A 24,741-nucleotide genomic window follows, 5' to 3' on the forward strand; every position below is an offset into this window, starting at 1 on the left:
GCGCCTTGCTCCTCGAGCGAGCAGCGCTGAATGAAAGGTACGACAGTGGCAGCCTCCAAGGGAGCCCCAGATCTCTACTCAACGTTCCTCGCGTCCGCGCCGGGAGCTTTCATCGCCAAGCAGGCAGGCCTGCCGCAGCCCGAGAAGCTGCGTCGCTACAAGGCAGGCGAGCCCGCACTGGCCGGCCCGGTCCTGATCGGTGGCAGCGGCCGCCTCGTCGAACCCCTGCGTGAGCTGCTCTCGGACTACCCGCAGTCGCAGCCGCACGACGACAAGCACGGCGGACTCGTCTTCGACGCCACCGGAATCAGCAACGTCGCCGAGCTCGAGCAGCTCTTCAAGTTCTTCCAGCCGGTCATCCGCAACCTGGCACCGTCGGCTCGCGTCGTCGTCATCGGCACCACTCCCGAAGAGACCTCGAGCGTCGACGAGCACATCGCACAGCGCGCCCTCGAAGGCTTCACGCGCAGCGTCGGCAAAGAGGTCAAGCGCGGTGCCACGGCGCAGCTCGTCTACATCTCCCCCAACGCGTCGACCGGCCTGTCCGGCCTCGAATCCACTCTCCGCTTCCTCCTGTCGGCCAAGTCGGCATTCGTCGACGGCCAGGTGATCGCCGTAGGTGACGCCGATTCACAGGCACCCGCCTCGTGGGACAAGCCTCTGGCCGGCAAGGTAGCCGTCGTCACCGGAGCCGCCCGCGGCATCGGTGCCACCATCGCCGAGGTCCTCGCCCGCGACGGAGCCACCGTCATCGCAGCCGACATTCCTGCTGCCGGAGAAGCACTCTCGCAGACGGCCAACAAGGTCGGTGGCACCTCGCTCGCACTCGACGTCACTTCACCCGACGCCGGAGAGGTCCTCTCGAAGCACCTCCTCGAGCGTCACGGCGGGGCCGACATCATCGTGCACAACGCCGGCATCACCCGCGACAAGACTCTCGCCAACATGGACGACGCCCGCTGGAACTCGGTCATCGGCGTCAACCTTGCTGCGCCGCAGCGCATCACCGACGAGCTGGTGGCCTCCGGTGCACTCAAGGACGGCGGCCGCGTCGTCGACGTCTCCTCGATCGCCGGCATCGCGGGCAACCGCGGCCAGACCAACTACGGCACGTCCAAGGCCGGTGTCATCGGCTTGGTGCACGCATCCGCGCCGGTGCTGGCGAAGAAGAACATCACGATCAACGCCGTTGCTCCCGGCTTCATCGAAACCGCGATGACCGCGGCAATTCCGTTCGCGACCCGCGAGGCCGGACGACGCATGAGCTCGCTGCTGCAGGGCGGCGAGACCGTCGACGTCGCAGAGTTGGTCTCGTACTTCGCTTCTCCCGCATCCAATGCCGTCACCGGCCAGGTCGTGCGCGTGTGCGGCCAGAGCCTGCTCGGCGCATGAGCACCGTCACGCTCACCGCGCAGCCGAAGACATCCGACATCTACACCTCGGCTGCGCTCGGTGCGCTGCCGTTCTTCGGATCCAGGTCGTCTTCGGTTCCCAGCACGGTGTACGAGCTCAAGGGTCTGCGAGTGGACCCCGACAACCTCGCTGGGTACTGCCGCGCGACGGGTCTGCGATTCGGCGATCAGCTGCCGGTGACCTACCCGTTCACGCTGGTGTTCCCGACGGTGATGAAACTGATGGTCTCCAAGGGCTTTCCGTTTGCTGCCATCGGTTCGGTACACGCCGAGAACGTCATCGAGCAGTTCCGCGGCATCTCGGCATCGGAGCCGCTGGACATCCGAGTGCACGCGGAGAACCTGCGCGAGCACCGCAAGGGCTTGTTGGTGGACCTGATCAGTGAGGTCAAGGTAGGACGCGAGCTGGTCTGGAAGCAGACCTCGAGCTTCCTGAGCCTGCAGAAGACCTCACTGTCGGGTGGACCTCGTGAAACTCCGCCTGCAGACGAGGTTCCGCCGCCCCCGACCCGCACCCTGCGCGTCGATCAGCGGATCATCAGCCGGTACGCGGCCATCTCCGGAGACCGCAATCCGATTCACGTATCCTCGCTCGGCGCAAAGGCATTCGGATTCCCGAAGACCATCGCGCACGGAATGTGGAGTGCGGCAGCCGTACTGCAGACCGTCGAGGGCCGAATCCCGGAGGCCGTGAACTACAGCATCCGCTTCGGCAAGCCGATCATCCTGCCCGCGACGATCAACGCCTACGCCGATGCCGTCGGTACCGGCTGGGACCTGTCGCTGAAGAACCCGAAGAAGGGCTACCCGCATCTGACGGGAACCCTGCGCTGACTGCTCGAACTCGAAGTTATGGACGGATTTCCCCGGATTTCCGTCCATAACTTCGAGTTCGGCTGTGTAGGAGTGGAGCCTAGGTTGCGGCGGTTTTCTTGCCGGCCAGGCCGCGCCACGCCAGATTTTCCAGGAGGTCGGCTGCAGCGTCGACCTCGATTTCGCCGCCCGCCACCCTGTCGGCCACGGCCTCGCCTGCACCGACCAACGCGACGGCCATCAGCCCGAAATTCTGCGACTGCTCCGGGTCCCTGGTGCTCATCGCCAGCAAACCTGCCGTCAATTCGATCAACCGATCACGGCTGCTCTGCACCTGTGAGGCGAATGCCTGCTGGCCGATGGCCTGACGGTAGAGCACCATCCACGACTTCCGGTTCTCACCGACGAATCCGAGGAAGCCGATCAGCGCCTTGCGCAGCTGCTCGCGCGGCGTCAGAGTCGGGTCTGCGGCCGGCGTCAGAGCTTCGACGAATTTGACGCCCTCACGATGGATGCAGGCGGCGAACAACTCGTCCTTCGACCCGTAGTACAAGTACAGCATCGGTTTGGAGATGGCCGCCTTCTTGGCGATCGAATCCATCGATGTCTCGTGAAAACCGTTGTCGGAGAACACATCCACCGCCGCGTCGAGCATCTGCTGCTCGCGGACGGCGCGGGGCAATCTCTTGGTGCCGCCAGCCATGGACCCTCCAATACGTACGAAGTACTAGACGTTACTCCACAGTAAGGTCGAGTACCGCGCAATCAGGCCCCGCACGCCCCCTTGAACCGAGCAACCGTCGCCGCGGCCTCGTCCACCTGCGCCGCGGCAAGGCGTCCCGTCGCGACTGCGTCTTCGAGATTGTCCAACACTGCGGGCACCTGATCGGTGGTGAGCCACAACGCCACATCGGCACCCGCAACCAGTGCCGCCTCCACCGCGTCGACGATTCCGAGCCGCGCAGTGATCGCCGCCATACCGCTCAGATCGTCGGTGAAGATCGGACCGTCGAACGGAGCAGCCCCGTATCCGACGCCGTCGCGCAACAACGCCATCGCCGCCGGGCTGATGCTCGCCGGCACCCCGGGCTCGGTGAGTCCGGGCACGTCGAGGTGCCCCACCATGACGCCGACGCCGCTGTTGTTCAATGCCGCGAACGGCAGCAGATCCTTGGTCTTCAGCTCGTCGAGCGACGGAGTGGTGACGGCACCGGTGTGCGAATCGCCCGAACCCGAGCCGTGCCCGGGAAAGTGCTTGATGACAGGCTTGATTCCCGCGTCTTCCAGACCTCGCGCGTAGGCCCCCGCGTACTCGATGACGACCTGCGGATCATCGGAGAACGACCGATCGCCGATGACGGAATCATCGGGCTGTGCACTCACATCGACCACCGGAGCGAAGTCGACGGTGACCCCGAGATCCTTCAGACCCCGGCCCCGCGTCAACGCCTCCTGGTATGCCTCGTCCACCGTCATCGTCTGTGCCAACACCCGCGCCGACGGTGCCTCCCCCAGCAGATCCGCGACCCGCGAAACCCGTCCACCCTCCTCGTCGATCGTGATCATCGGGGCCACCGCAGACGCGCCCCGCACCTGCGGTACCTCCCGATTACCGAGCATCGACTCGTCGGTCCAACTGCCGACGAAGAGGCCACCGACCTGCTCGGTCGACATGATCTGCACCGCGTCCGCAGTGCCGGTGACTCCGACGGTGAGCAACTGAGCCAGTCGCTGACGCTCCGACAATCCGCCGACGAACGCCGCACAATCGTCGACCGGCGGAACCGGTTGCGGGACGGTCGTGTCGGCTGCTGCCGTCGTCGAAGCAGGGGGCGCTGCCTGCGTCGACGCGACCTGGGTGGACTCGCTCGAGCACGAGACCAACAACCCCACACCGACCGTCATCACCGCAGCGGACCGAACCGAGTACCGAAATCGCATGGACACGACGGTAGTCGAGATCGTGGGTGTCGCTGCCGCCCCTCCGGTTGGGATCAATGCGCCTTTGTTGCATTCTGAGCGACTGAAACCCACATTGATCCGCCAAGGGGTGGGGGTAATCTGGACGAACGCGACATGAGGAGGAGCTCGACCATGACCGCAGACCTCATCCTGATTGCCTACGACGGCTCCGACAACGCCAAACGAGCCATCGACTACGCCGGCCGGTTTCTCACCACCTCCCGCGCGATCGTTGTCACGGCATGGGAGCCGATGGTGCGTCAGGCAGCTCGAATGTCCGGCCTGTCCGGAGTCATGCAGCCCGAATGGGTGCCCGACGACGAGGCCGAGGACGTTGCGCTCACCGACGCGAAAGTGACCAACAGCGAAGGCGTCGCGCTGGCCGAGGCCGCAGGCCTGAAGGTGGAAGGTCAGTGCACCGAATGCACCACCGCCATCTGGAGCGCCATCGTGGAGAAAGCCGACGAGATGGACGTGGACATCATCGTCACCGGCACCCGAGGCACGACCGGTCTACGTGCACTGCTGCAGAGTTCGGTGGCCGAGCACGTGCTGCGACACAGTCACCGCCCTGTCCTGATCGTTCCCCCCGGCAAGTAACGCGTCCACCGGCCTGTTGCTGTGCTCCCCATGTGGGTCATTCCGCAGGCTCCACTCCCGCAAGTGATACCGTGATGCCCGCGTGGGGGTCCACCTCACCCTTTTGATCTGTGAGCCGACTGACTGGAGAACCGAGATGAAGTTCGCTGTCCCGGGTGTCATTGCCGCCGTCGTCGGAGCCGTACTGGGTGCGGGCGTCGTGTTCGGAGTCACCGCCGCTGCAGCCGACAACTCTCGTCCGGATATCGATCGCACCGGAAACGCCGATTCGTCCTTGCTGAACCAGGTTGAGTACGGCAGCCGCTGACGCTGGTCGCATTCGTGGATCGATGATCTCGGCCGAGCCGCTCGGCCGTAAATGGCTTCTCGGCGTCTCGGCTCTGGCATTTCTTCTCACCTTTCTGCAGGTCCCCGGCTTCACCGTCGCCGACACCAAATACGACCTGGCGCAGAATCCCCTCGGATTTCTCGAACGTGCCTCCCATCAGTGGAACAGCGCGGCACCGTTGGGCCAGGTGCAGAACCAGGCCTACGGCTACTTCTTTCCGCACGGAGCGTTCTTCGCCGGCGGTGACCTCCTGTCCATCCCACCGTGGATCACGCAGCGCATCTGGTGGGCGCTGCTGCTCATCGCCGGGTTCTGGGGAATCATCCGACTCGCCGAGGCCCTCGGAATCGGCAGCCGCAGTTCTCGCCTGATCGCGGCAACGGCCTTCGTCCTGTCTCCTCGAGTGATCACCACCCTCGCGTCGATCTCCTCGGAGACGATGCCGATGATGCTCGCGCCGTGGGTGCTGATCCCGATCGTGCGATGTCTCACCGGCGACAACGCGAAGCAGACGGCTCGCCGGGCCGCGGCGCAATCTGCGCTCGCAGTGGCGTTGATGGGCGCGGTCAATGCCGTCGCCACCGCCGCCGCCGTTCTGGTGGCCGTGATCTGGATGCTGTCTCATCGGCCGAACAGGCGCTGGCTCGTATTCAGCGCCTGGTGGGCCGGCTTCCTCGTGCTCGCAACGCTGTGGTGGATTGTGCCATTGCTGTTGTTGGGCAAAGTCTCTCCACCATTTCTCGACTACATAGAGTCCTCCGGCACCACCACCCAGTGGACGTCGTTGACGGAGGTGCTGCGCGGCACCGGCAGCTGGACGCCGTTCGTCTCACCCGAGCGGGTGGCCGGTGCGGTTCTGGTGACCCAGCCTGCCGCGGTCATCGCAACGGGCTTGATCGCGGCTGCCGGAATCGCAGGCTTGGCGATGCGATCGATGCCGGCCCGAGGCCGGCTGACGATCATGTTGTTCGTCGGTCTCGTCGGGCTCGGTGCCGGGTTCGTCGGCGATCTGGACGGTCCGTTCGCGGCAACAGTGCGGGTCTTCCTCGATTCTGCGGGCGCGCCGCTACGCAACATCCACAAACTCGAGCCCGTCATTCGAATCCCGTTGGTACTGGGCCTGGCTCATCTGTTGGGCCGTGTTCCGCTGCCCGGGTCGGTCCCGCGGCCGCAGTGGCGATCGGCCGTCGCGCATCCGGAAAAGAATCCGATGATGGCGGTGACCGCACTGGTATTGGTGGCGTTGGCGCTGTCCACCTCGCTGGCGTGGACGGGCAAGCTCGCGCCAAGAGGTGCGTACGAGGCTGTTCCGCAATACTGGCACGACGCCGCGGACTGGCTCACCGCCCACGCGTCCGGGTCGAGTCCCGACGGTTCCGACGCGCAGCGGGCGCTGATCGTGCCCGGGGCACCGTTCGCTCTGCAGACGTGGGGACTGACCCGCGACGAGCCGTTGCAGGCTCTCGCCACGACGCCCTGGGCCGTTCGCGACGCCGTGCCGCTCACCCCGCCCGGGGCCATCCGCGCGTTGGACTCGGTGCAGCGACTCTTCGCCGACGGGCGTCCGTCCAGCGGACTGGCCGACACCCTCGAAGGACAGGGCATCAGCTACGTCGTCCTACGCAACGACCTCGATCCGGAGAATTCTCGGTCCACCCGTCCGGCATCGGTGCACCAGGTGCTCGACGGTTCGCCGGGGTTGGCCCGGGTGGCCGAATTCGGTGAGGACGTTGCTCCCGGTCAGGTCGACGGCGTTGTGCTCGACGGTGATCTGCGGCCGCCGTATCCCGCTGTCGAGATCTATTCGGTGAACGGCTCGGCCGATACTCCCGCGTCCGGCCCCTACACGGTCGATCTCGATCGGGTCCCGGTGGTACAGGGCGGACCGGAGTCGATCCTACGCTCGAACGAATTGCGCAACAACGGGATTCGTACTCCCGTGCCGGCCGGGCCGACACTGCTGGCGTCGGATGCAGCCGCCGCAGGCATACCCGTCGACTCGGTGACGGTGACGGACACCCCGATGAACCGTGAGACCGACTTCGGCCAGGTCGACAACCACAACTCCGCACTGCGGGCCGCGGACGAGCCCCGGCGATCGCTGAACGAGGTTCCCGACTACCCGGTGTACGGGGCGGAGACCGTGGACGCCGAGTGGGAAGGCGCGACGCTGACCGCGTCGAGTTCGGCATCGGACGCAACGCAGATCGGTGGCAGCGCACCCGGTAGCGGTGTCGCAGCCGCGGTGGACGGCGATCTGGCCACCAGTTGGATCAGCAACGGTATCGAACGCGCTGTGGGGCAATGGCTTCAGTTGGATTTCGATACCCCGGTTCGCGGCGGTCTGCTGCACCTGCGTACCAGTCCCGGAACGATCGGCGACCCGGTGAAATGGGTCGAGGTCACCACCCCGAACGGTTCGACCGCGGCGCGGGTGGACAAGCCAGGGGACCCGATGACGGTGTCCCTGCCAGGTGGCGAAACGCCGTGGCTGCGGATCACCGCGAAGTCGACGGTCGATGGAACCCGAGGAAGCCAATTCGGCATCAGCGAGGTCTCGGTGGACGACTACTCCGATCGAGACAACCCGAAGCCGGTGCCGATCGTGCACCGTGCCGTGTTGCCGGACACTCCGGTCGGGGCGAGCGTCGACGCGTGGGAACTCGGCCAGGAATTCCCTGGGCGCTCCGGATGCCTCGACACCGAGGATCGAATCCGTTGCAGCAGTGGATTGTCCAAATCTCCCGAGGAACTGGGGCGTTTCTCGCGCACGATCGAGGTGCCGATGGGCACCGCGGTCATCCCCGATCTGACGGTGCGCACACGGCAGTCGCCCGAACTCGAGGCACTGTTGGCGCAGCCGGGTCGACCGCTGGCCAGCGGGGCGTCGGACGTCGCAGATCTCGAGGGTTCCGCCTTCGCCGCCACCGACGGTGACCCGCGCACATCCTGGACCGCACCGGAGAAGTCGATCACCGACCGGGCCGGCACCAACCCCACTCTGACCATCCAATTGCCCGCTCCCACACTGGTGGACGGGCTCGAGCTCAGCCCGAGCCTCGGCGCACTTCCGGCCCATCCGACCCGGGTCGCGGTCAATCTCGGCAACGGCCCGATGGTCCGCGACGTCGACACCGACGGTTCGACGACAGTCCAGCTGGCACCGTATGTGACCGACAAGATCGTGCTGTCCATCGTGGACTGGGACGGCGTCTTGGATCGAAACTCGTTGGGCTTCGTCCAATCTCAACCACCGGGTTTCGCCGAAGTGACGCCGCTGTCCGCGGGCGAGATGATCGGTGCCCCGTACGACGGTGACCGTGAAATCACGGTGGACTGCTTCAACGGTCCCATCGTCTCCATTGCCGGGCAAACGGTGCGCACGTCGGTGACCGCTACCGCCGACCGATTCCGTTCCGGCGAACCGCTGAAGGCGTCGGTGTGCGACGCCGACACCCCCGTGAACGAGAACTTCGTCAACCCGGTGTCGTTGCCCGAGGGCCGTCAGGACGTGGTGGTGGAGCCTGGAGCGTCGTTCTTCGTCGACGGTATTCGACTGCGCACCATGCCTATTCCGGCCGACTGGCCGACGAGCTCGGCACCGCAGGCGGCGAGGACCACGGCCTGGAGCCCCGATCACCGCGAGGTGACGCTCACCTCCGCAACGGAGGATCGACTACTGGTGATTCCGGAGAGCAACAACATCGGTTGGCACGCAACGATGCCCGGAGGTGTGGAGCTGTCCCCTGTGGTCGTCGACGGGTGGCAGCAGGCCTGGATGGTTCCGGCGGGGGCGTCGGGCACGATCTCGTTGGATTTCACCACCGATCGCTGGTACCGACTGGGCATCTTCGGTGGGCTACTGCTGTTGGTCCCGTTGCTGTTCGCGGCGATTCGCGCGCCCCGCACGGTACCGAATCCGGGCCCGCCGCCGCGCCCGTGGCGCAGCATCACGGCCGCATTCGTGGCACTGCTCGCAGCGACCGTCGTCCTGGCCGGGATTGCCGGCGCGGTCACTGTTGCCGTGATCGGAGTCGGAGCGGTGTATCTGGATCGCCGTTTCGATCGCGCGTTGTCTTCGCGTGTATTGGTCTGCATCGCAGGCGGATTCGCCATGCTCGGCCCCGCGCTGTTGTCGCTCGGTCCGTGGCGATCGTCCGACGGGTACGTGGGCGGATCCTACGTAGTTCAGCTGGCAGCGTTGATCGGGATCGTCGCGCTGGCGATCAGTGCGATACGGCGTCCGTGAGAGGTGTCTTCTTCGGCGCGAATCGCCGTCGAGCAGGTTCTTCCACCAGCGCGTAACTGGCCGCGGCCACCGGGATCGACAGCGCAAGAGTCACCGTCAACACGAACCACATTCCGCCCGAGAACGGGACGATGCCGAACACCGGGAACACCACAGCCAGAACGGCCAAGTGCCAGATGAAGATTCCGTACGACCAACGACCCAGCGTGAGCATCACCGGATGCTCGAACAGTCGGTGCCTGCGGCCGGTGTCGGCGAGTACCAGGGGCGAGAGCATCGCGAATGCGAGAACCGCACCGAAGACGATCTTGAGCTCGAACTGCCACGGCTCGGGCCGAACCAATCCCTGCGGGCCTGCCAGTGGAGTCGCCGACATCACGAAGGCAGTCACGGCGATCGACGGCATCACCCAACTGCGCCGAGCCCACCGATGCACCCAGGTCTGCGGTCCGACGGACACCTCGGCCAACACCATCCCGGCCGCGAACCAGGGGAGGTAGCCGGGTAGCCAGTTGTCGTGGTGAATGGCGTCCGCAGTCGTGATCGGTAGAAACCCCCAGGACAGCGTCACCGCGGATGCACCGAGCAGCACCGAGATCCGGTATCGGGCCGAGGCTCCGCGCAATCGGACCATCAGCCACGCGAAGACAGGCAGCAGTAGATAGAAGGCCACTTCCACCGACAGCGACCACATCTGCGTCATACCCTCGGTCAGCGTCAACGGCACGAACACCTGCGTCAGCGAGAGATTGGCCAACCACACCCGGTAGTCGCCGCCCGCATGCGGCAGAAACAGCAGCACCAGCACGACGACGACCCAGTACGCGGGCAGGATGCGCACCGCGCGCGACCAGAAGTAGCGTCGAGCGGACTGCGCCCGCGTGAGCCCCCTGGCCTGCGCGGCATGGGGACGCCACAGCAGAAACCCCGAGAGCGCGAAGAAGATCGCCACGGTGAGATCGAACCTGCCCCAGATCCGACCCATGAGCGGGGATTCGGCGGCACCGGTCTGGAAGGCCACGTGGGTGACCACGATGCCGATCGCGGCCAGCGCGCGCATTCCCTCGAGTGCAGGGACGAACGCACGCAGCGGTACGACGGATGCCGAATCGACTCGAGTACTCATGGTGGCTCAAGTGTGCCGTGTCGAACCGGCTCGGACGAGACCGGCGCCACTGTCGACTGTTACTGTCACCTGCGACGTGTCGTAAGAAATCGGGCATCGGGTCGGGGGCGAACGTTGGTCCCGCCTGCGGTGTCTTCCAGTGAAGCGGTCGAACAAGGAGAATCAGCATGGCGGAGCGCTCAGGGCCGAGCCGGATATTGGCTCTTGTACTCATCGGCTTGGGTGCATTTCTGGTGGTCGCCGCCATCCTCATTCCTACCTATACGGTCTCGGCGCTCGAGAAGACGCCACTGGACCTCGAGGTCACCACCGTCTCCACCGGCGAAGGCAGTGTGCTGAACGCGAGCTCCCTCGCCGCCGGTCGCGCGGTCGTCGACCAGAACGTTCCGCTCGTCTCACAGCGATTCGTCACCGTCGAGGATCCCTCCGACGCCGACATCATGACGCTGCAGGCCGGTCAGACCCTGCGACGTAGCGACAAGCAGGCCGACACCGGACTGCTGACCGCCAGCGTCGACCGCGTCACCATCGACCGCAAGACCTCGATGCCCGTCGAGAGCCCGATCGGCACCATCCAGGTGGCCGGCGACAAGCCCGCCGAGGAAGTTGCCCACACCGGTCTGCAGTACAAGTTCCCGTTCAACTCCGAGCAGAAGAGCTACCCGTACTTCGACGTCAACGCTCGTGCGTCCAAGGACATCGACTTCGTCGAGGCCACCGAGATCAACGGAACGCCGGTGTACCAGTACCAGCAGACCGTCGGCCCGGTGGACCTGTCGACGGTGGTCAACCTGCCGACCAACAAGGTGACCCTGCCCGCCGACACATGGGGTGTCGAAGGCGGAACTGCGCCGGTGACGATGACCCGCTGGTACGAGAACACCCGGACCCTGTGGGTCGAGCCCGAGACCGGTGTCGTCGTCAAGGGTGAAGAGCAGATTCACCAGTACTACGGACGTGAGGCAGGCAAGCCCGAGGTCGACGTGCTCAACGCACCGATCACGTTCGACGAGAACACCGTCGAATACCAGATCCAGCAGGCCAAGGACGGCCAGGACAAGCTCTCGCTCTTCGGCCGCACGGTTCCGATCGTCGCCGGCATCCTGGGCGTCATCTCGCTGATCGCCGGAGCGTTCCTGCTCCTGCGCGGCGGAAACGGTGGACACCGTCAGCCTGCCCGTACCGACGCGGCTCCGCGCCCGACCCCGAGCGGCGGAACCGCACCGAACCGCGACTGGACGACGGATCGCACGGAAGAAATTCCGAGGACGAACCTCTCCAAGGAGTAAGTGCTGTGCTGTGCAGTGGCGTGGTCGAGTGCCCTCGTGGGCACCTGACCACGCCACTGGCGTTTTCTCAGGCGGTCGAGAGAATCTCGTAGTGGTGGGGTTGCCGCATCAGGACGAGGTCTTTGCGTCGCACCACGTTGGTGGGGTACGCCCCGCCGAGGTTGGTGGTATCGACGACGCTCGTTGCGATGCCCGGTTCGTCGCCGTCGACAAGAGCTTCGGTGCGCGGGAACGCGAACGTATCCGGCCCGAACACTCCGCTGTGTCCAGCGATACCGCGGCTGGGGTCGACGACGTTGGCGAACGCGAAGTAGACGTTGTTCTCGCCGGCGCGCACGCGCATGTGGTGCCAGTGGGTGGTGTCGGGCCCGGTGAGAACCTCGGCGGCGAACGGAATCTCGGTTCCTGGGTGCGATCCGACAAAAACACCCGCCAGTGCGGATGGGCAGACGATGAGGTCGCACCCGCGCAGCGCGAGCACCCGGCCCGATTCCGGGAGCAGGGCATCGTTGCCGACGAGGAGACCGACTCGTCCCAGAGGCAGGTCGACGACCATCCATCGATCACCCGCATCGAACAGCGACGTGTGTTCCGCGGACAGATGGATCTGGCGGTATGCCGTGCACTTTCCGTCCTGCTCGATCAGCACCGCCGAGTTGTACACCCGATCCGTGGTGGCCTCCCGCTCGGCGATACCGACGACGATCGATACGCCGTGCAGGACCGCAAGGTCGGCGATTCGCGTGAGCGAGGGCCCGTCGACGGTCTCGGCAACGTCACGAGGTGGTCGATCCTCGGAGACCGGACCGGTGATCGACAGTTCGGGAAAGACGACGAGATCGGCTGTGCCGGAGACCTGCTGGACCCAGGCCTCGATGTCGGCGAGGTTGCTCTCGATCGACGTACCCGGAGTGCACTGGACCACGCTCACTGCAGACGTGGCACCGGACGGCAGCGGCGAATGTCCGTACAGAGTGAAGAAGTCGAGAGGATTCCAGGTGTACGTGTTCGTCTGCAGCTCCCGATACAGCTCGGGTCGACGCGTCGGACCCTCCTCGCGGGTGCGCCGAATGTCGATCTCTGCGGCGACGATCCCGTTGCCGACGTCGATCCGGCCGGAGACGGTGCCGTCGGGCTCGATTATGCATGTGCCGCCGCTGAATTGGACCGTCCGTTCGAGTCCCCATCGGTTGCTCTCGATGACGTAGCAGTTGTTCTCGAAGGCTCGACTGATCCAGTAGGGAGCCGGCGTTCGTTCGGCGAGCCAGTTGCTGATGTGGCAGATCACGTCCGCGCCCTGTAGCGCGACCACTCGAGCGGTCTCCACGAAGTGCAGATCCATGCAGATCAGCAACGCGATTCGGCCGAGCCTGGTCTCGAACACCTGATGGCCAAGATTCCCCGACGCTGCCCACTTGGGCTCAGCGATGTACGGGTGCGTCTTGCGATGGGTACCGATGATTCCCTGGGGTCCGATGAGAATCGCACTGTTGTAGAACAATCCGCTTGTCGGGTCGACTTCCGGCATGCCCAGGACGATGTAGCAGTCGCGACGGGACGCGATCTCGACGAACGTATCGGTGGTGGGTCCGGGGATCTGCTCGACGACGGTCGACGCTTCCTCTTGATCATGGAAACAGTAACCCGTGGTGGCCATTTCGGGTGTGGTGATCAACTCGGCCCCGTCGGATGCGGCCTTGTCGACCAGCTCTGCCAACGCGGCGACATTCGCATCCTTGGCGAACAGTGTGGGCTCGAACTGGATGGCCGCTGCGGTGAATGTCATGACGCCACAGTCCTTTCGATTGTCGGAGCTTCGGTGGTGACCGGCGGTTCGTAGAACTTCCCCCGCGTTGCCATCGTGAGCGGGATATAGATGATCGGTCCGAGGAGCATCGCGATGAACGAGGCGTAGTACGACGGGTAGAGACCGAACACGCCGAGTCCGCCCACGGCCACACCCGCCGCCATGGCAACGATGCCGCAGGGGTTCCAATTACGCACTCGCCCTTCGCGAAACTCGATGTTGCTGCGCGGTGCGAGGCCGAGCATCCGCCTGCACACGAAGTAGTCGGCGAGCAGAATGAAGATCCAGGTGTTGGTCATGATCCCGGTGACGGCCAGGAACTTGTCGGTGTACTGCAGGATGTTGACCGGGTAGCAGAGCACGCCGACGACGAGCAGCGCGACCATCCACCACTGGCGGCCGACCTTGCGGGGCGAGAGCACGTCCCAGGCGTTGGAGAGCGCCAGCGACCCGGAGTACAGGTTCATCACGTTGATGCGCACCTGGGTGACGACGGCGAAGATCACACCGAGCAGACCCATGATGATCGCGAAATACAGTCCCGGGTCGGTGGCCGAAAGTTCGGGTGTGGCAGTGCTTCCGGTGAAGTGACGCAGCATCGTGAAGCCGAGGAACACACCGAGAATCATCACGACGACGATCATCAGGAGCTCGGCCAGCATCAGTCCGGCCGTTCCGACGTAGCTCACGCTCTTCTTGACGAACCGCCCGTAGTCGGTGGCGATGAGTGCTTGGAACACCACCTGCCCGTTGGCGAGACTGAAGGCCTGCCACATCGCAGTGGCGGTGAATCCACCGGTTGCTTCCCATTCACCGGGTCCGACGAGCACGTAGCCGCTGGCCAGCATGTACATGCCGACGGCGAACAGGACCAGGAAGATGGGCATCCCGAATCGCTGCAGGATGTTCATCGAGTGCATTCCGCGCCAGGAGAAGAACAGTGCGACGAGGGCAACCAATGCGAATACGACTGTGGCCCAGGCAGAGTTGATATCTATCCCGGCGAGCTCGCTGAGGCCGTGCGAGACGATGCTGCCTTCGAAAATGAAGTAGAAGACGTAGTTCACGGCGTAGACGAGCGAGGCCACGGCCGAGCCTTTGGTGCCGAACCCGAGTCCGCGGGTGAGCAGCGGCAGCGACAGGCCCTCCTGGCTGGCGATGCGCATGATCAGGCTGCCGACGAGCGTCGCACCGACGACCATGTAGGCGACGGGAATCAGGAACATCGGCCATCCCACCAGGAACCCGATCTGGCCGCCGAGGGCGAACCAGAACATCGCTGTCACGTTTCCGGTGAGGACCAGCAGGATCGCCGGCCGTCGCCACCGTTGGTCGTCGGGCACGCGGGAGGTTGCGTAGCTTTCGATCTGGTCGTCGAGGCTCGTTGCCGGCCCCTTGAAGTACTTCTTCATGTTCATGAACGGGTGTCCACTTCGGTTCGAAGTTGTAGCGCTGATTGCGCTGCAACGGAACAATACTTTCCGTGGACACTATTGCAACGTGAAACATGTTAATTGGAGATCACGAAACTTCCCGACCAGGAAGGAAGCCGGGAAAAACGTGCTTGCCGGACACCGGCGGAGGTCAGAGCGAGACCGAGGACGCCTTCGCGTTGGTCTCGAGAGCGCGCAGCAGCGTTTGCAACAGCTCACGATCGGAAGCCGAAGGAAACACCGCAGCCGCGGCGGCGTCCATGACCGGGGACGCCTCGTCGTACTTGGCCTGCCCACGCACCGTGGATCGAATGAGCACCTGTCGACGATCGACGGTGCCGGTACGACGGTGCACAAGATTGTTGGACACCAGCCGGTTGACCGCCTTGGTCAACGTCGGCGGAGCAAGGAGCGCGAACTCGGCCGTCTCGGCCATCGTGTGTCCCTCGCCGTCGGACAACAACGACAGCACTCGCCATTCTTCGAGGTCGAGCTCCCAGGGAACGAGTGCAGCACGCAACCGATCCGACACAGCCCGCTCGACCACGGTGAGCAAACGCGCTGCCGACGCAGCCTCGTCGTGATCCATGCGATCGTCCCCCTGCTCGGTTCCGCCGTCGGCGCTACAGTCTGCTGTCAGCGATTCTATGGCGAAGCGAACGACGAATCGACACGGATCGGACGGACGGCACTATGAACAACGATCGGTTCGGCACATTTCGCGTCGGCCTGATCTTCCCGATGTCCGGACCGTTCGGCATCGTGGGTCCGTCCAGCGAGCTGTCCGCCCAGCTGGCCAGGGACGAACTGAACGCCTCGGACGGAGTGCTGGGCCGCCGGGTGGAGCTGATCTCGATCGACGGCGGCCGCGACCCCGCACACGTGGCCCGTGAAGTGGCCACGCTGCTCGATGCCGGTGCCCTCGACGCGGTTGCCGGCATGCACACCTCTGCGGTGCGCCGAGCCGTCATTCCGGTGACACTGAACCGCATTCCCTACGTCTACACGTCCCTGTACGAGGGCGGCGATCGCTACCCGGGACTCTTCATCACCGGGGAGACGCCCGCCAACCAACTCGTTCCGGCCCTGGAGTTTCTCGTCCGCGAATTCGGTCGGCGACGCTGGGCCATCGTCGGCAACGACTACGTCTGGCCACGAAAGAGCGCGGCCATCACCGCGACTCGACTGCGTGGGCTCGGCGCATCGGTAGTGCACGCCGAGTTCGCACCGGTCGGCACCATCGATTTCGCCACGACCGTGACCGAACTCGAACGATCCGGAGCCGACGCAACCGTGGTGCTCCTCATCGGCGACGACGCGGTCTACTTTCACCAGCAGTTCGCGGCAGCAGGACTCGACGTCCACTGCATCCGTCTCAGCCCACTGATGGACGAGAACATGCTGCTCGCTGCCGGTGGCGAGAACACACATGGCCTGTACGTCGCGTCCGGATACTTCGAGACACTGGCCACCGAAGCCAGTTTGGGATTCTCGGCTCGATTCGCCCGGACCTTCGGGGTCGACGCGCCGATCGTCGGTGCCCTCGGACAGTCGTGCTACGAGGGCATCAAACTGTTGGGGGCGTTGGTGAACAGGGCGGGCACCGTCGATGTCCGCATCATCGAGGCCGTATCGGATTCGGTGTCGTTCACCGGAGCGCGCGGGCACTTGTTTCTCTCCGACGGCCATGTCTCGCAACCGATCTACCTGGCACTGGCCGGGGCAGTCGATTTCGAGATTCTCAGCGAGATCCGTCCCTCTGCCGACTGACGCCTCCGCCCCACAACACCAGCGCACATACTGCCACCATCGTCACTGCGGCAGTGGCCGCAGCGACAATGACGAACTGCGCCAGCGTCGAGGCCACGAACAGCAACAGCAGTACCTCGGCGGCGAGGGCGAACCAGGCGACGAAGGCAAGATGGGTGCGCTCACCCGCGATGGCCCACAGCAACGCGCTCTGCAGCACGGCCAGGCACGCGCCCTGCAACACGAACAGCCAGACATAGTTCTGCACACCGGAATACGTATCGCCCACCACCAACGGCAGCAACGGTGACGCCAGTGCCCCGCCGATCACCAGCACCGTGCCCAGACCGGCGACGACGGCCAGAGCCGAGCGCACCGCAGCAGCAGAATGCAGTGGGTTCGCCATCCGCGGGTACAGCACCACCCCCACGGCCTGCGGCAACCAGAACGCCGCCTTGGACGCAACGGCACCGACGGCGTACAGCCCGGCCTCGTTGCTACTGAGCAGCGTGCGCGCAAGAACCAGATCCAGCGCCGACATCGCGATCAGCACCAATTGCACCTGCGATGCCTGCAGTACGGCCAGAACCGTGACCTTGGTTTCCGACACCGAGCTCACCGGCGCGCCTGCGGTCCATCGCGCACCGACGGCCACTGCGCCGATTCCGCCAGCCGTGGCCAGCAGAACCGAACCGGGTCCGCCGCCGAGCGCGAGCACAACCACTGCCGGCACCACCTTGCCGAAACCGGCCGCAGCCAGCACGAGGCTCAGAGCCCCGAAGCGCCCCCGCCCCTGCAACAAGCCTTGTTCGGCGGCCAGCAATACCAACACCGGCGCAGCAATGACCGCCGACACGGTTGCTGCCATCGAGATGTCCATGGCAGCGGACAGAGCGGGAGCGAGCGCCACCGCCAGCACACCCACGACCGCAGCACACCGATACCCGACGGTCCGCAACTCCCCCGAACTGCGCCCGCGCACCACTTCACGCGCGACGACGGACTGCAACGCCAACGCCGGAACTGCGAGAACCAGTTGCGCAGCAAGCAGACTCGCGAACTCGCCGTACCCCTCCACGCCGAGCATCCGACTCGCGAGCACCTGCAGCAGATACGCCGCAACGTTCGCGAACATCGAACCGGCCGTCACCATCCCCATCCCGGCGACCGACGCGCCCGGCGTGTGGTCTGCCTCGGACGAGGCGCGGAAAGACATGAGCCCACGGTATAGGGTGCCGATCATGGCGCGGTCGAGGTCGAGGTGGACGCCACCGCTCTACAGTCTGCTGCTGGCGCTGGTAATTCTCGGACCACTTCTCGGCCCCGGATACCTCCTGCTGCGCGACGCCGTCAGTACTCCCCGTTCCTACTTCACCGACTCCGCCTGGGGAATCGCCGACGCGGCCGCGCGAGCCGTCCCGCAGGACGCCGCAATCGCAGCGCTGACGACGGTGTTCGACGGTGGCCTCGTCGTCAAGACCATCCTGCTGCTGGCGCTGTGGCTGGCAGGTTGGGGCACGGCCGTCCTGGCTCGTGCGGTGTTACCGACCGCTCCCCTGCCCGCGCTGCTCGTCGCCTCGACCGTGGCGATGTGGAACCCGTACGTCGCCGAGCGCTTGCTACAAGGACATTGGAGTCTGCTCGTCGGCTACGCCGCCCTCCCCTGGACCGTGGTCGCAGCGCTCGCGGTCAGACAGGGTCGTTCCTGGTGGGCCCTTGCCGTCTGTCTCGCTGCCGCCGGCCTCACCCCCACCGGCGCACTGCTTGCCGCAACTCTCGCGTCGGTGATTCTCGCCCTCCCCGGGGGTGCCCGACGCGGCCTGCGCGTGGTCGTCACCCTGGTGATCGCGGCGGTGGCGTCGGCGCCGTGGCTGGTGGCGACAGCCGTGTCCGGCAGTGGCGTCGAGCAGGCGGATCCGGCGGGGTGGGCGGCATTCGCGGCTCGGGCCGAGCCGGGACTCGGCACGCTCGGCTCCCTGGCCGGCCTCGGCGGAATCTGGAACTCCGATGTCGTACCCGCTTCTCGTACAAGCATTTTCGCATTCGTGGGCACCGCGATTCTGCTGTCCGTGGTCGCGTTCGGTGTGCGGCCGCTGATCCGGCGTCGAAAAAATCCGGTGATCCTGGGCCTCGCTGTCGTTGCGTTGCTTGCCATCGCAGTCCCTGCGCTGGCAGCAACAGGACCGGGGCTGGCCGTCGCCCGAGCGGTGGGCGAGACGGTGCCCGGAGCCGGTCTGCTTCGGGACTCTCAGAAATGGGTCGCGCTGGCGATGCCGATCTACGCGTTGGCCGCCACGGCTGCGTTCACTCCCCGGCATCGACCGAATCCGGTGCAACCAACCGCGCTGAGCGCGGTCCAGCGCACCCGATTCGGCAGCGCCGTTGCGATATTGGCCCTGCTGATTGCACTATCCGACCTGGGCTGGGGCGTCGGGAACTCGATGCGGCCCGTCGTCTATCCGGCGTCCTGGCAGGCGGTCGCAGCCAAATTGCAGGGCAGCGCCGGCGATGTCGCGGTGCTACCGGCCGGGATGTTCCGCCGCTTTCCCTACAGCGGCACTGCTCCCGTGCTCGATCCCGCGCCGCGCATGCTGCCACTGGACGTGTTGCAGACCGGCGAGCTCATCGTCGCAGGCGGCACGGTGCGGGGCGAGGGCACTCGTGCCACCGACGTCCAGAACGCTCTGCTCGCAGGCGAATCCGCGGAGACACTCGCAGAATTGGGCGTCGGGTGGGTGTTGGTGGAGAACACCACACCCGGCGAGCTCGGCGACTCCGCGCAGACGCTGAACCGGTTGGACGCCGTGTACGAGGACGAGCAGCTCACGCTCTACCGGGTACCCGATCCCGTGATCACCGAGAGCCGCTCGAACACGGCCGTCGTCGTCGCCCACCTGGCCTGGGCACTGCTGCTTCTCGGGGGCCTAGCGACAGGGCTGGGACGCCTTCGACACTCCAGCCGAATCACCTTGCGACACAACGTCGGACGCTCCAACGAGACCTGACGACCACGCGCCACGCGTCGTCGCGTCGAGTACCGAGTACACACCCTGCGCACACTGCTCCCAGGAGAACTCTCCTGCGCGCACTCGCGCCTTCTCGCCCAGGCGAGTGCGGGCTTCGGCGTCCTGCAGCAGCTCCGAAACGGCAGCGGTCAGACCGGAGACGTCCCGGTCCTCGACCGACTGTCCGCCCACCAGAATGCCGGTGACGCCGTCGATGACCGAATCGGTGAGCCCTTTGGAGCTGCGATAGCCGACCGTGGGAACGCCGTGCTGAGCGGCTTCGACGACCGCAAGGCCCCAACCCTCTTTGCGCGAGGGCATGACATGGACCCACGAACGGCCGAGCAGCTCGTGCTTGCGCTCCTCGTCGACGTGGCCGTGGAAGGTGACGTACTGCTCGATCCCCAGTTCGCGCACGTAGTCGCGGAGATTCTGCTCCCACCAGCCGCCACCGATGACGTCCAGGTGGATGTCGGGGATCCGGCCGCGCAGCGCCGCGACGACGTCGAGAGCGTCCTCGATCTGCTTGTGCGGAACCAACCGGGACAGCACGGTGAGCGACGGGTACGCGGTGCGGGTGCTGTCGTCACCCTCGGGGACCGACTGCGGAATCTCGTCGGCTCCGTTGCGGACCACGGCGATGCGCTCTCGGTCGACGCCGAGGGCGATCAGCTCGTCCGCGGACGGCAACGACACCGTCAAGTACTGATTGCGACGGTGCACTCGGGGAGACACGGTCGATTCGAGCCACCAGCCGAGCTTGGCCATCATCGGCCCGGCGACCGGCCACTGCTCACGATGGCAGTGGTGCACCAGCAACGTGACGGGAACGCCGAGCGCGGCACGTGAAAAGAAGGGAATGCCGTTCTGGGTATCGATCACCGCGTCGGGTGCGATGCCCTTGAGCGGGCCGAATCCGAGTCGCCCGGCTGCGATGGCGGCCAATGCGCGGGGATACACCGACAGGCGACCACCGCCGCGACTGATGCGGATGCCGTCGACGATCTCCTCGGCGGGGGCTCCGGGGTACGACGCCGTCCGCAGCGTGACGCGGACACCGCGTCGAGCCAGACCTGCGCCTACCTGCTCGAGGTAACGCTCGCTGCCGCCGCCCTGCGGGTGCCCGGTATCGCGCCAGCACAGCAACAGAACCTCGCGCACAGCTCGCTTCACCCAATTTCCGCATGCTCGTCTCGACCGCCGTCGATTACCGCTGCCACAGTAACCGCTAGGGTTCGTTTTCGTGACTTCCGCCGTGACACGTCTGTTCGCCTCCCGCGCGACACTGCGCCGCTCGGTGAAGCTGCTGAAGGACTTCGGCCACGAGCAGAGCGCTCCGGACATCTTCTACGGGGCCCTGGCGCGCGATTCCGTCGAGCTGATCGGTGATCTGTATCGGGGCCTGACCGGCACCGACATGTCGGCGGCAACGGTGTTGGACGTCGGCGGCGGACCCGGCTACTTCGCCGAGGTGTTCGGTGCGAGTTGCGCGCGCTACCTGCCCGTCGAACCCGATGCCTCGGAGATGCATGCGGCGGGTCTGCAGATTCCCGGTTCGGTGCGCGGCTCCGGCATGGCACTGCCGTTTCGCGACGACAGCGTCGACATCTGCTTCTCCTCCAACGTCGCCGAACACGTGCGCGAGCCTTGGACCATGGCCGAGGAGATGCTCCGTGTCACCAAACCCGGCGGCCTCGCGGTGCTCTCGTACACCATCTGGTTCGGCCCGTTCGGCGGTCACGAGACCCGGCCCTGGCATTACCTCGGCGGCGAATACGCGGCCCGCCGCTACGCCCGCACCACCGGACACGAACCGAAGAATCGCTTCGGCGAATCACTGTTCGACATCAGCGCTTCGGACGGATTGCGTTGGGCACGAAGCACTCCCAACGCCACGCTACTCGCTGCTTTTCCGCGCTACCACCCGCGCTGGGCATGGTGGATGATGCGCGTTCCGATACTCCGCGAATTCTTGGGCAGCAACCTGGTGCTTGTCATGCGGCCCACCGCTTAGCCTGGATCGATGACGGCACTCGCGCTCGACATCGGCGGCACCAAGATGACAGCGGCACTCGTCGGCGAAGACGGTCGGCCGCAGAACCCGGTGACGGTCCCGACTCCCGAGTCCGGGGTGTGGCCTGCATGCGCGTCGTTGCTTCGGAAGATCGCTCCTGGACAGCACATCGACCGCATCGGCGTCGCCTGCTCCGGGCCGGTGAACCTCGAGACCGGATCGGTCGCACCGATCAACATCGACGAGTGGAAGAACGGATTCGGTCTGGGCGAGCACATCTCCGCCGTGCTTCCCGATGCCGAAATACGTCTGGCGATGGACGGCAGCGCAGCGGCACTGGGTGAGTATCGCTTCGGTGCCGCTGTGGGTGTGCCCGACGTACTGAGCCTGGTCGTCTCGACCGGCATCGGCGGTGGGTTGGTGCTGGGCGGAAAGATCGTCGCCGGAGCAAGCGGCAACGCCGGTCACATCGGCCACATCGTCGTTCCCGGTTCGACGACGCCCTGCGCGTGCGGCGGAATCGGGTGCGTGGAAACGGTGTCGAGCGGACCCTCGGCGGTGCGGTGGGCACGTGAGCAGGGGTGGCCGGGAAGTACCGGTGTCGAACTGGCCGCAGACGCCGCCGCAGGCGAACCGCGCGCCATCACCGCACTGCAACGCGCCGGAGTGGCCCTGGGCCAGGCGATTGCCTCGGCCGTCGCGCTGACGGACGTTCGCATGGTGGTGATCGGCGGCGGCTTCGCTCAGGCCGGCCCGCCGCTGTGGGACCCGATTCGAGAGTCGATCGGATTGCACGCCCGATTGACATTCCTCGACGGCCTGCAGGTGGTGCCCGCGGCACTCGGTGGCCTGGGAACCCTGGCCGGGGCAGCCGCGCTCACTGCCTGACCTACACAGCCAGAACGGGGCCCACCCCTCGGTGAGCCCCGTTCCGTGTCGTGAATACTACGCGCCCAAACGCTGCTTGAGGGCGTCGAATTCGTCCTGAATTCCGGTGGGCAGTTTCTCGCCGACGAAGTCGAACCACTCCTGGATCAGCGGGATCTCGGCCTTCCACTCCTCGGTGTTCACCGCGAGTGCCTCGGCCACGTCGTCGACGGTGGTGTCGAGTCCGTCGATGTCGAGTGCCTCGGCGGTGGGGACCACGCCGATCGGCGTCTCGACGCCAGCGGCCTTGTGCTCGATGCGCTCGACGATCCACTTGAGCACACGCGAGTTCTCACCGAATCCGGGCCACAGGAAGCGCTTGTCGTCGCCGCGGCGGAACCAGTTGACGTAGAACACCTTCGGCAGCTTGGACTCGTCGGCGTTCTTGCCGAGGTCGATCCAGTGCTGGAAGTAATCGCCCACGTTGTAGCCGAGGAACGGCAGCATCGCCATCGGGTCGCGTCGGACGGTACCGACGGTGCCCTCGGCAGCAGCGGTCTGCTCGGAGCCGACGGTGGCTCCCATGAACACGCCGTGCTGCCAGTCGCGGGCCTCGGTCACCAGCGGAACGGTGGTCTTGCGACGTCCGCCGAACAGGATTGCCGAGATCGGCACACCCTGCGGGTCGTCCCACTCGGGAGCCATGGACGGGCACTGGGCCATCGGCACGCAGTAACGCGAATTGGGATGTGCGGCATCGGTTCCGGACTCGGGGGTCCAGTCGTTGCCCTTCCAGTCGATGAGGTGATCGGGCTTGCCTTCGAGGCCTTCCCACCACACGTCGCCGTCATCGGTGAGGCCGACGTTGGTGAACACCGAGTTGCCCTGATCGATGGTCTTCATCGCATTCGGGTTCGAGTCCCAGTTGGTGCCCGGCGCGACGCCGAAGAAACCGAACTCGGGGTTGACGGCGTAGAGACGACCGTCCTCACCGAAGCGCATCCACGCGATGTCGTCGCCGATGGTCTCGGCGCGCCAGCCCGGAATGGTCGGCTGAATCATCGCGAGGTTGGTCTTGCCGCACGCGGACGGGAATGCCGCCGCGATGTAGTAGGCCTTGTCCTCGGGCGAGATCAGCTTGAGGATCAGCATGTGCTCGGCGAGCCAGCCCTCGTCGTGGGCCATCGCCGAGGCGATACGCAACGAGTAGCACTTCTTGCCCAGCAGAGCGTTGCCGCCGTAACCGGATCCGTAGCTCCAGATCTCGCGATCCTCGGGGAAGTGCGTGATGTATTTGGTGTCGTTGCACGGCCACGGCACGTCGGCCTGGCCCTCCGCGAGCGGTGCGCCGAGCGAGTGCAGCGCCTTGACGTAGAACCCGTCCTCGCCGATCTTGTCCAACGCAGCCTGGCCCATGCGGGTCATCACGCGCATGGAGATGACGACGTATTCGGAATCGGTGAGCTCGACGCCCAGCTTCGGATCGGCGGCGTCGAGCGGGCCCATGCAGAACGGAACGACGTACATGGTGCGTCCGCGCATGCAGCCGCGGTAGAGATCGGTCATCAGCGTCCGCATCTCGGACGGGTCCATCCAGTTGTTGGTGGGACCGGCGTCGATCTCTTCCTTGGAACAGATGTACGTGCGCGATTCGACACGGGCGACGTCCGACGGATCGGAGTTGCCGAGGAACGAGTTGGGCTTCTTCTCGTCGTTGAGACGAGTGAAGGTGCCTGCCTCGACCAGCTTGTCGGTCAGGCGCTCCCACTCGGCGTCGGATCCGTCAGCGAACACCACGGAGTCCGGTTCGGTCAGTTCGGCTACCTGAGCAACCCAGGCAAGCAGTTCTTTGTGTCGAGTCGGCACGCTGTCGGTGCCGCTCAAACCGGGAATGGTCGCTGAGGTCATCTAACTCTCCTGGGGTTAGCCGGAACCGGGAAGAATTCGCACGATCGCTGTGGGCAAGCACGCACGAGTAGATCTCGGTTTTCCCCTCTCGGCGGGGCGCTGCTCGGCCGTTCGAGCTGCAGTACACCATGTTACTGGGTACGGCAAGCCGAGGACCGAGCGCCGGATGTCCTGTTCAT

General features: G+C 65.6%; 19 protein-coding genes. 10 read left to right on the plus strand and 9 right to left on the minus strand.

What is annotated here, in order from left to right; all coding sequences use genetic code 11:
• The first annotated feature begins 45 nt into the window (after window positions 1-45).
• A complete protein-coding gene (locus CH294_RS07215; RefSeq protein WP_032378373.1) occupies window positions 46-1,392 on the plus strand; it encodes a 3-oxoacyl-ACP reductase in 1,347 nt (448 codons plus the stop codon).
• Complete coding sequence (locus tag CH294_RS07220) at window positions 1,389-2,246, plus strand: MaoC/PaaZ C-terminal domain-containing protein (protein ID WP_032405280.1); 858 nt, start codon at window positions 1,389-1,391, stop codon at window positions 2,244-2,246. Before CH294_RS07215 ends, CH294_RS07220 begins: the two co-directional genes overlap by 4 nt.
• A gap of 79 nt (window positions 2,247-2,325) precedes the next feature.
• On the opposite strand, the gene CH294_RS07225 is transcribed toward CH294_RS07220, so the two are convergent.
• Window positions 2,326-2,928 carry a TetR/AcrR family transcriptional regulator gene (locus CH294_RS07225; RefSeq protein ID WP_032377568.1) on the minus strand — a complete coding sequence of 201 codons (603 nt, stop codon included), beginning with the start codon at window positions 2,926-2,928 and terminating at the stop codon, window positions 2,326-2,328.
• A gap of 62 nt (window positions 2,929-2,990) precedes the next feature.
• Window positions 2,991-4,166 (minus strand): glycoside hydrolase family 3 N-terminal domain-containing protein, encoded by a 1,176-nt coding sequence (locus tag CH294_RS07230; RefSeq protein WP_094737482.1) that lies wholly within the window; start codon window positions 4,164-4,166, stop codon window positions 2,991-2,993.
• A gap of 153 nt (window positions 4,167-4,319) precedes the next feature.
• Between CH294_RS07230 and CH294_RS07235 the strand changes: the two genes are divergently transcribed.
• The 3 genes from CH294_RS07235 (at window position 4,320) to CH294_RS07245 (ending at window position 9,364) form a co-directional block, all read left to right on the plus strand.
• The gene (locus CH294_RS07235; RefSeq protein WP_032377566.1) at window positions 4,320-4,787 is read left to right on the plus strand and encodes a universal stress protein; all 468 of its coding nucleotides are present in this window, start codon (window positions 4,320-4,322) and stop codon (window positions 4,785-4,787) included.
• A 136-nt stretch (window positions 4,788-4,923) separates the two neighbouring features.
• Window positions 4,924-5,094, plus strand: coding sequence for a DUF2613 domain-containing protein (locus CH294_RS07240; RefSeq protein WP_080730504.1), 171 nt, complete (start codon window positions 4,924-4,926; stop codon window positions 5,092-5,094).
• 22 nt (window positions 5,095-5,116) lie between these two features.
• Window positions 5,117-9,364: an alpha-(1->3)-arabinofuranosyltransferase family protein gene (locus CH294_RS07245; RefSeq protein ID WP_094737483.1), complete on the plus strand. Its 4,248-nt coding sequence runs from the start codon at window positions 5,117-5,119 to the stop codon at window positions 9,362-9,364.
• Here the strand turns inward: CH294_RS07245 and CH294_RS07250 are convergent.
• Complete coding sequence (locus tag CH294_RS07250; RefSeq protein ID WP_094737484.1) at window positions 9,342-10,490, minus strand: acyltransferase; 1,149 nt, start codon at window positions 10,488-10,490, stop codon at window positions 9,342-9,344. The two genes, CH294_RS07245 and CH294_RS07250, sit on opposite strands and share 23 nt — an antisense overlap.
• Window positions 10,491-10,657: 167 nt before the next feature.
• Here CH294_RS07250 and CH294_RS07255 point away from each other — a divergent pair, with 167 nt between their 5' ends.
• Window positions 10,658-11,779: a DUF3068 domain-containing protein gene (locus tag CH294_RS07255; RefSeq protein ID WP_094608684.1), complete on the plus strand. Its 1,122-nt coding sequence runs from the start codon at window positions 10,658-10,660 to the stop codon at window positions 11,777-11,779.
• Between the two features lie 67 nt (window positions 11,780-11,846).
• Here CH294_RS07255 and CH294_RS07260 read toward each other — a convergent pair whose 3' ends face one another.
• From CH294_RS07260 to CH294_RS07270, 3 genes are all read right to left on the minus strand, one after another.
• On the minus strand, window positions 11,847-13,565 hold the full coding sequence (locus CH294_RS07260) for a nitrilase-related carbon-nitrogen hydrolase (RefSeq protein ID WP_094737485.1): 1,719 nt from the start codon (window positions 13,563-13,565) through the stop codon (window positions 11,847-11,849).
• Complete coding sequence (locus CH294_RS07265) at window positions 13,562-15,004, minus strand: cytosine permease (RefSeq protein ID WP_094737486.1); 1,443 nt, start codon at window positions 15,002-15,004, stop codon at window positions 13,562-13,564. Before CH294_RS07265 ends, CH294_RS07260 begins: the two co-directional genes overlap by 4 nt.
• Before the next feature lie 166 nt (window positions 15,005-15,170).
• Window positions 15,171-15,608 carry a MarR family winged helix-turn-helix transcriptional regulator gene (locus CH294_RS07270; protein ID WP_032377561.1) on the minus strand — a complete coding sequence of 146 codons (438 nt, stop codon included), beginning with the start codon at window positions 15,606-15,608 and terminating at the stop codon, window positions 15,171-15,173.
• A gap of 104 nt (window positions 15,609-15,712) precedes the next feature.
• On the opposite strand from CH294_RS07270, the gene CH294_RS07275 reads away from it, so the two are divergent.
• Entirely contained in the window at window positions 15,713-16,789 is a 1,077-nt protein-coding gene (locus CH294_RS07275) for a substrate-binding domain-containing protein (RefSeq protein WP_032377560.1), read from the plus strand.
• Here CH294_RS07275 and CH294_RS07280 read toward each other — a convergent pair.
• Window positions 16,761-17,984, minus strand: coding sequence for a polysaccharide biosynthesis protein (locus tag CH294_RS07280; RefSeq protein ID WP_170944622.1), 1,224 nt, complete (start codon window positions 17,982-17,984; stop codon window positions 16,761-16,763). The genes CH294_RS07275 and CH294_RS07280 overlap by 29 nt on opposite strands.
• A 25-nt stretch (window positions 17,985-18,009) precedes the next feature.
• On the opposite strand from CH294_RS07280, the gene CH294_RS07285 reads away from it, so the two are divergent.
• Window positions 18,010-19,773, plus strand: coding sequence for a hypothetical protein (locus CH294_RS07285; RefSeq protein WP_094737560.1), 1,764 nt, complete (start codon window positions 18,010-18,012; stop codon window positions 19,771-19,773).
• Here the strand turns inward: CH294_RS07285 and CH294_RS07290 are convergent.
• Window positions 19,693-20,934 carry a glycosyltransferase family 4 protein gene (locus CH294_RS07290; protein WP_094737559.1) on the minus strand — a complete coding sequence of 414 codons (1,242 nt, stop codon included), beginning with the start codon at window positions 20,932-20,934 and terminating at the stop codon, window positions 19,693-19,695. The genes CH294_RS07285 and CH294_RS07290 overlap by 81 nt on opposite strands.
• Window positions 20,935-21,016: 82 nt before the next feature.
• Here CH294_RS07290 and CH294_RS07295 point away from each other — a divergent pair, with 82 nt between their 5' ends.
• Together CH294_RS07295 and CH294_RS07300 are read left to right on the plus strand one after the other, a co-directional pair.
• Window positions 21,017-21,787, plus strand: coding sequence for a class I SAM-dependent methyltransferase (locus CH294_RS07295; protein WP_230592639.1), 771 nt, complete (start codon window positions 21,017-21,019; stop codon window positions 21,785-21,787).
• A gap of 9 nt (window positions 21,788-21,796) precedes the next feature.
• A complete protein-coding gene (locus CH294_RS07300; RefSeq protein WP_094737487.1) occupies window positions 21,797-22,675 on the plus strand; it encodes an ROK family protein in 879 nt (292 codons plus the stop codon).
• A 57-nt stretch (window positions 22,676-22,732) separates the two neighbouring features.
• Here the strand turns inward: CH294_RS07300 and CH294_RS07305 are convergent, their stop codons facing one another.
• Window positions 22,733-24,562 (minus strand): phosphoenolpyruvate carboxykinase (GTP), encoded by a 1,830-nt coding sequence (locus CH294_RS07305; protein ID WP_032405271.1) that lies wholly within the window; start codon window positions 24,560-24,562, stop codon window positions 22,733-22,735.
• Window positions 24,563-24,741 lie beyond the last annotated feature (179 nt).

The sequence above is a fragment of the Rhodococcus sp. 14-2483-1-1 genome (genome assembly GCF_002259335.1).
Lineage (GTDB): Bacteria > Actinomycetota > Actinomycetes > Mycobacteriales > Mycobacteriaceae > Rhodococcoides.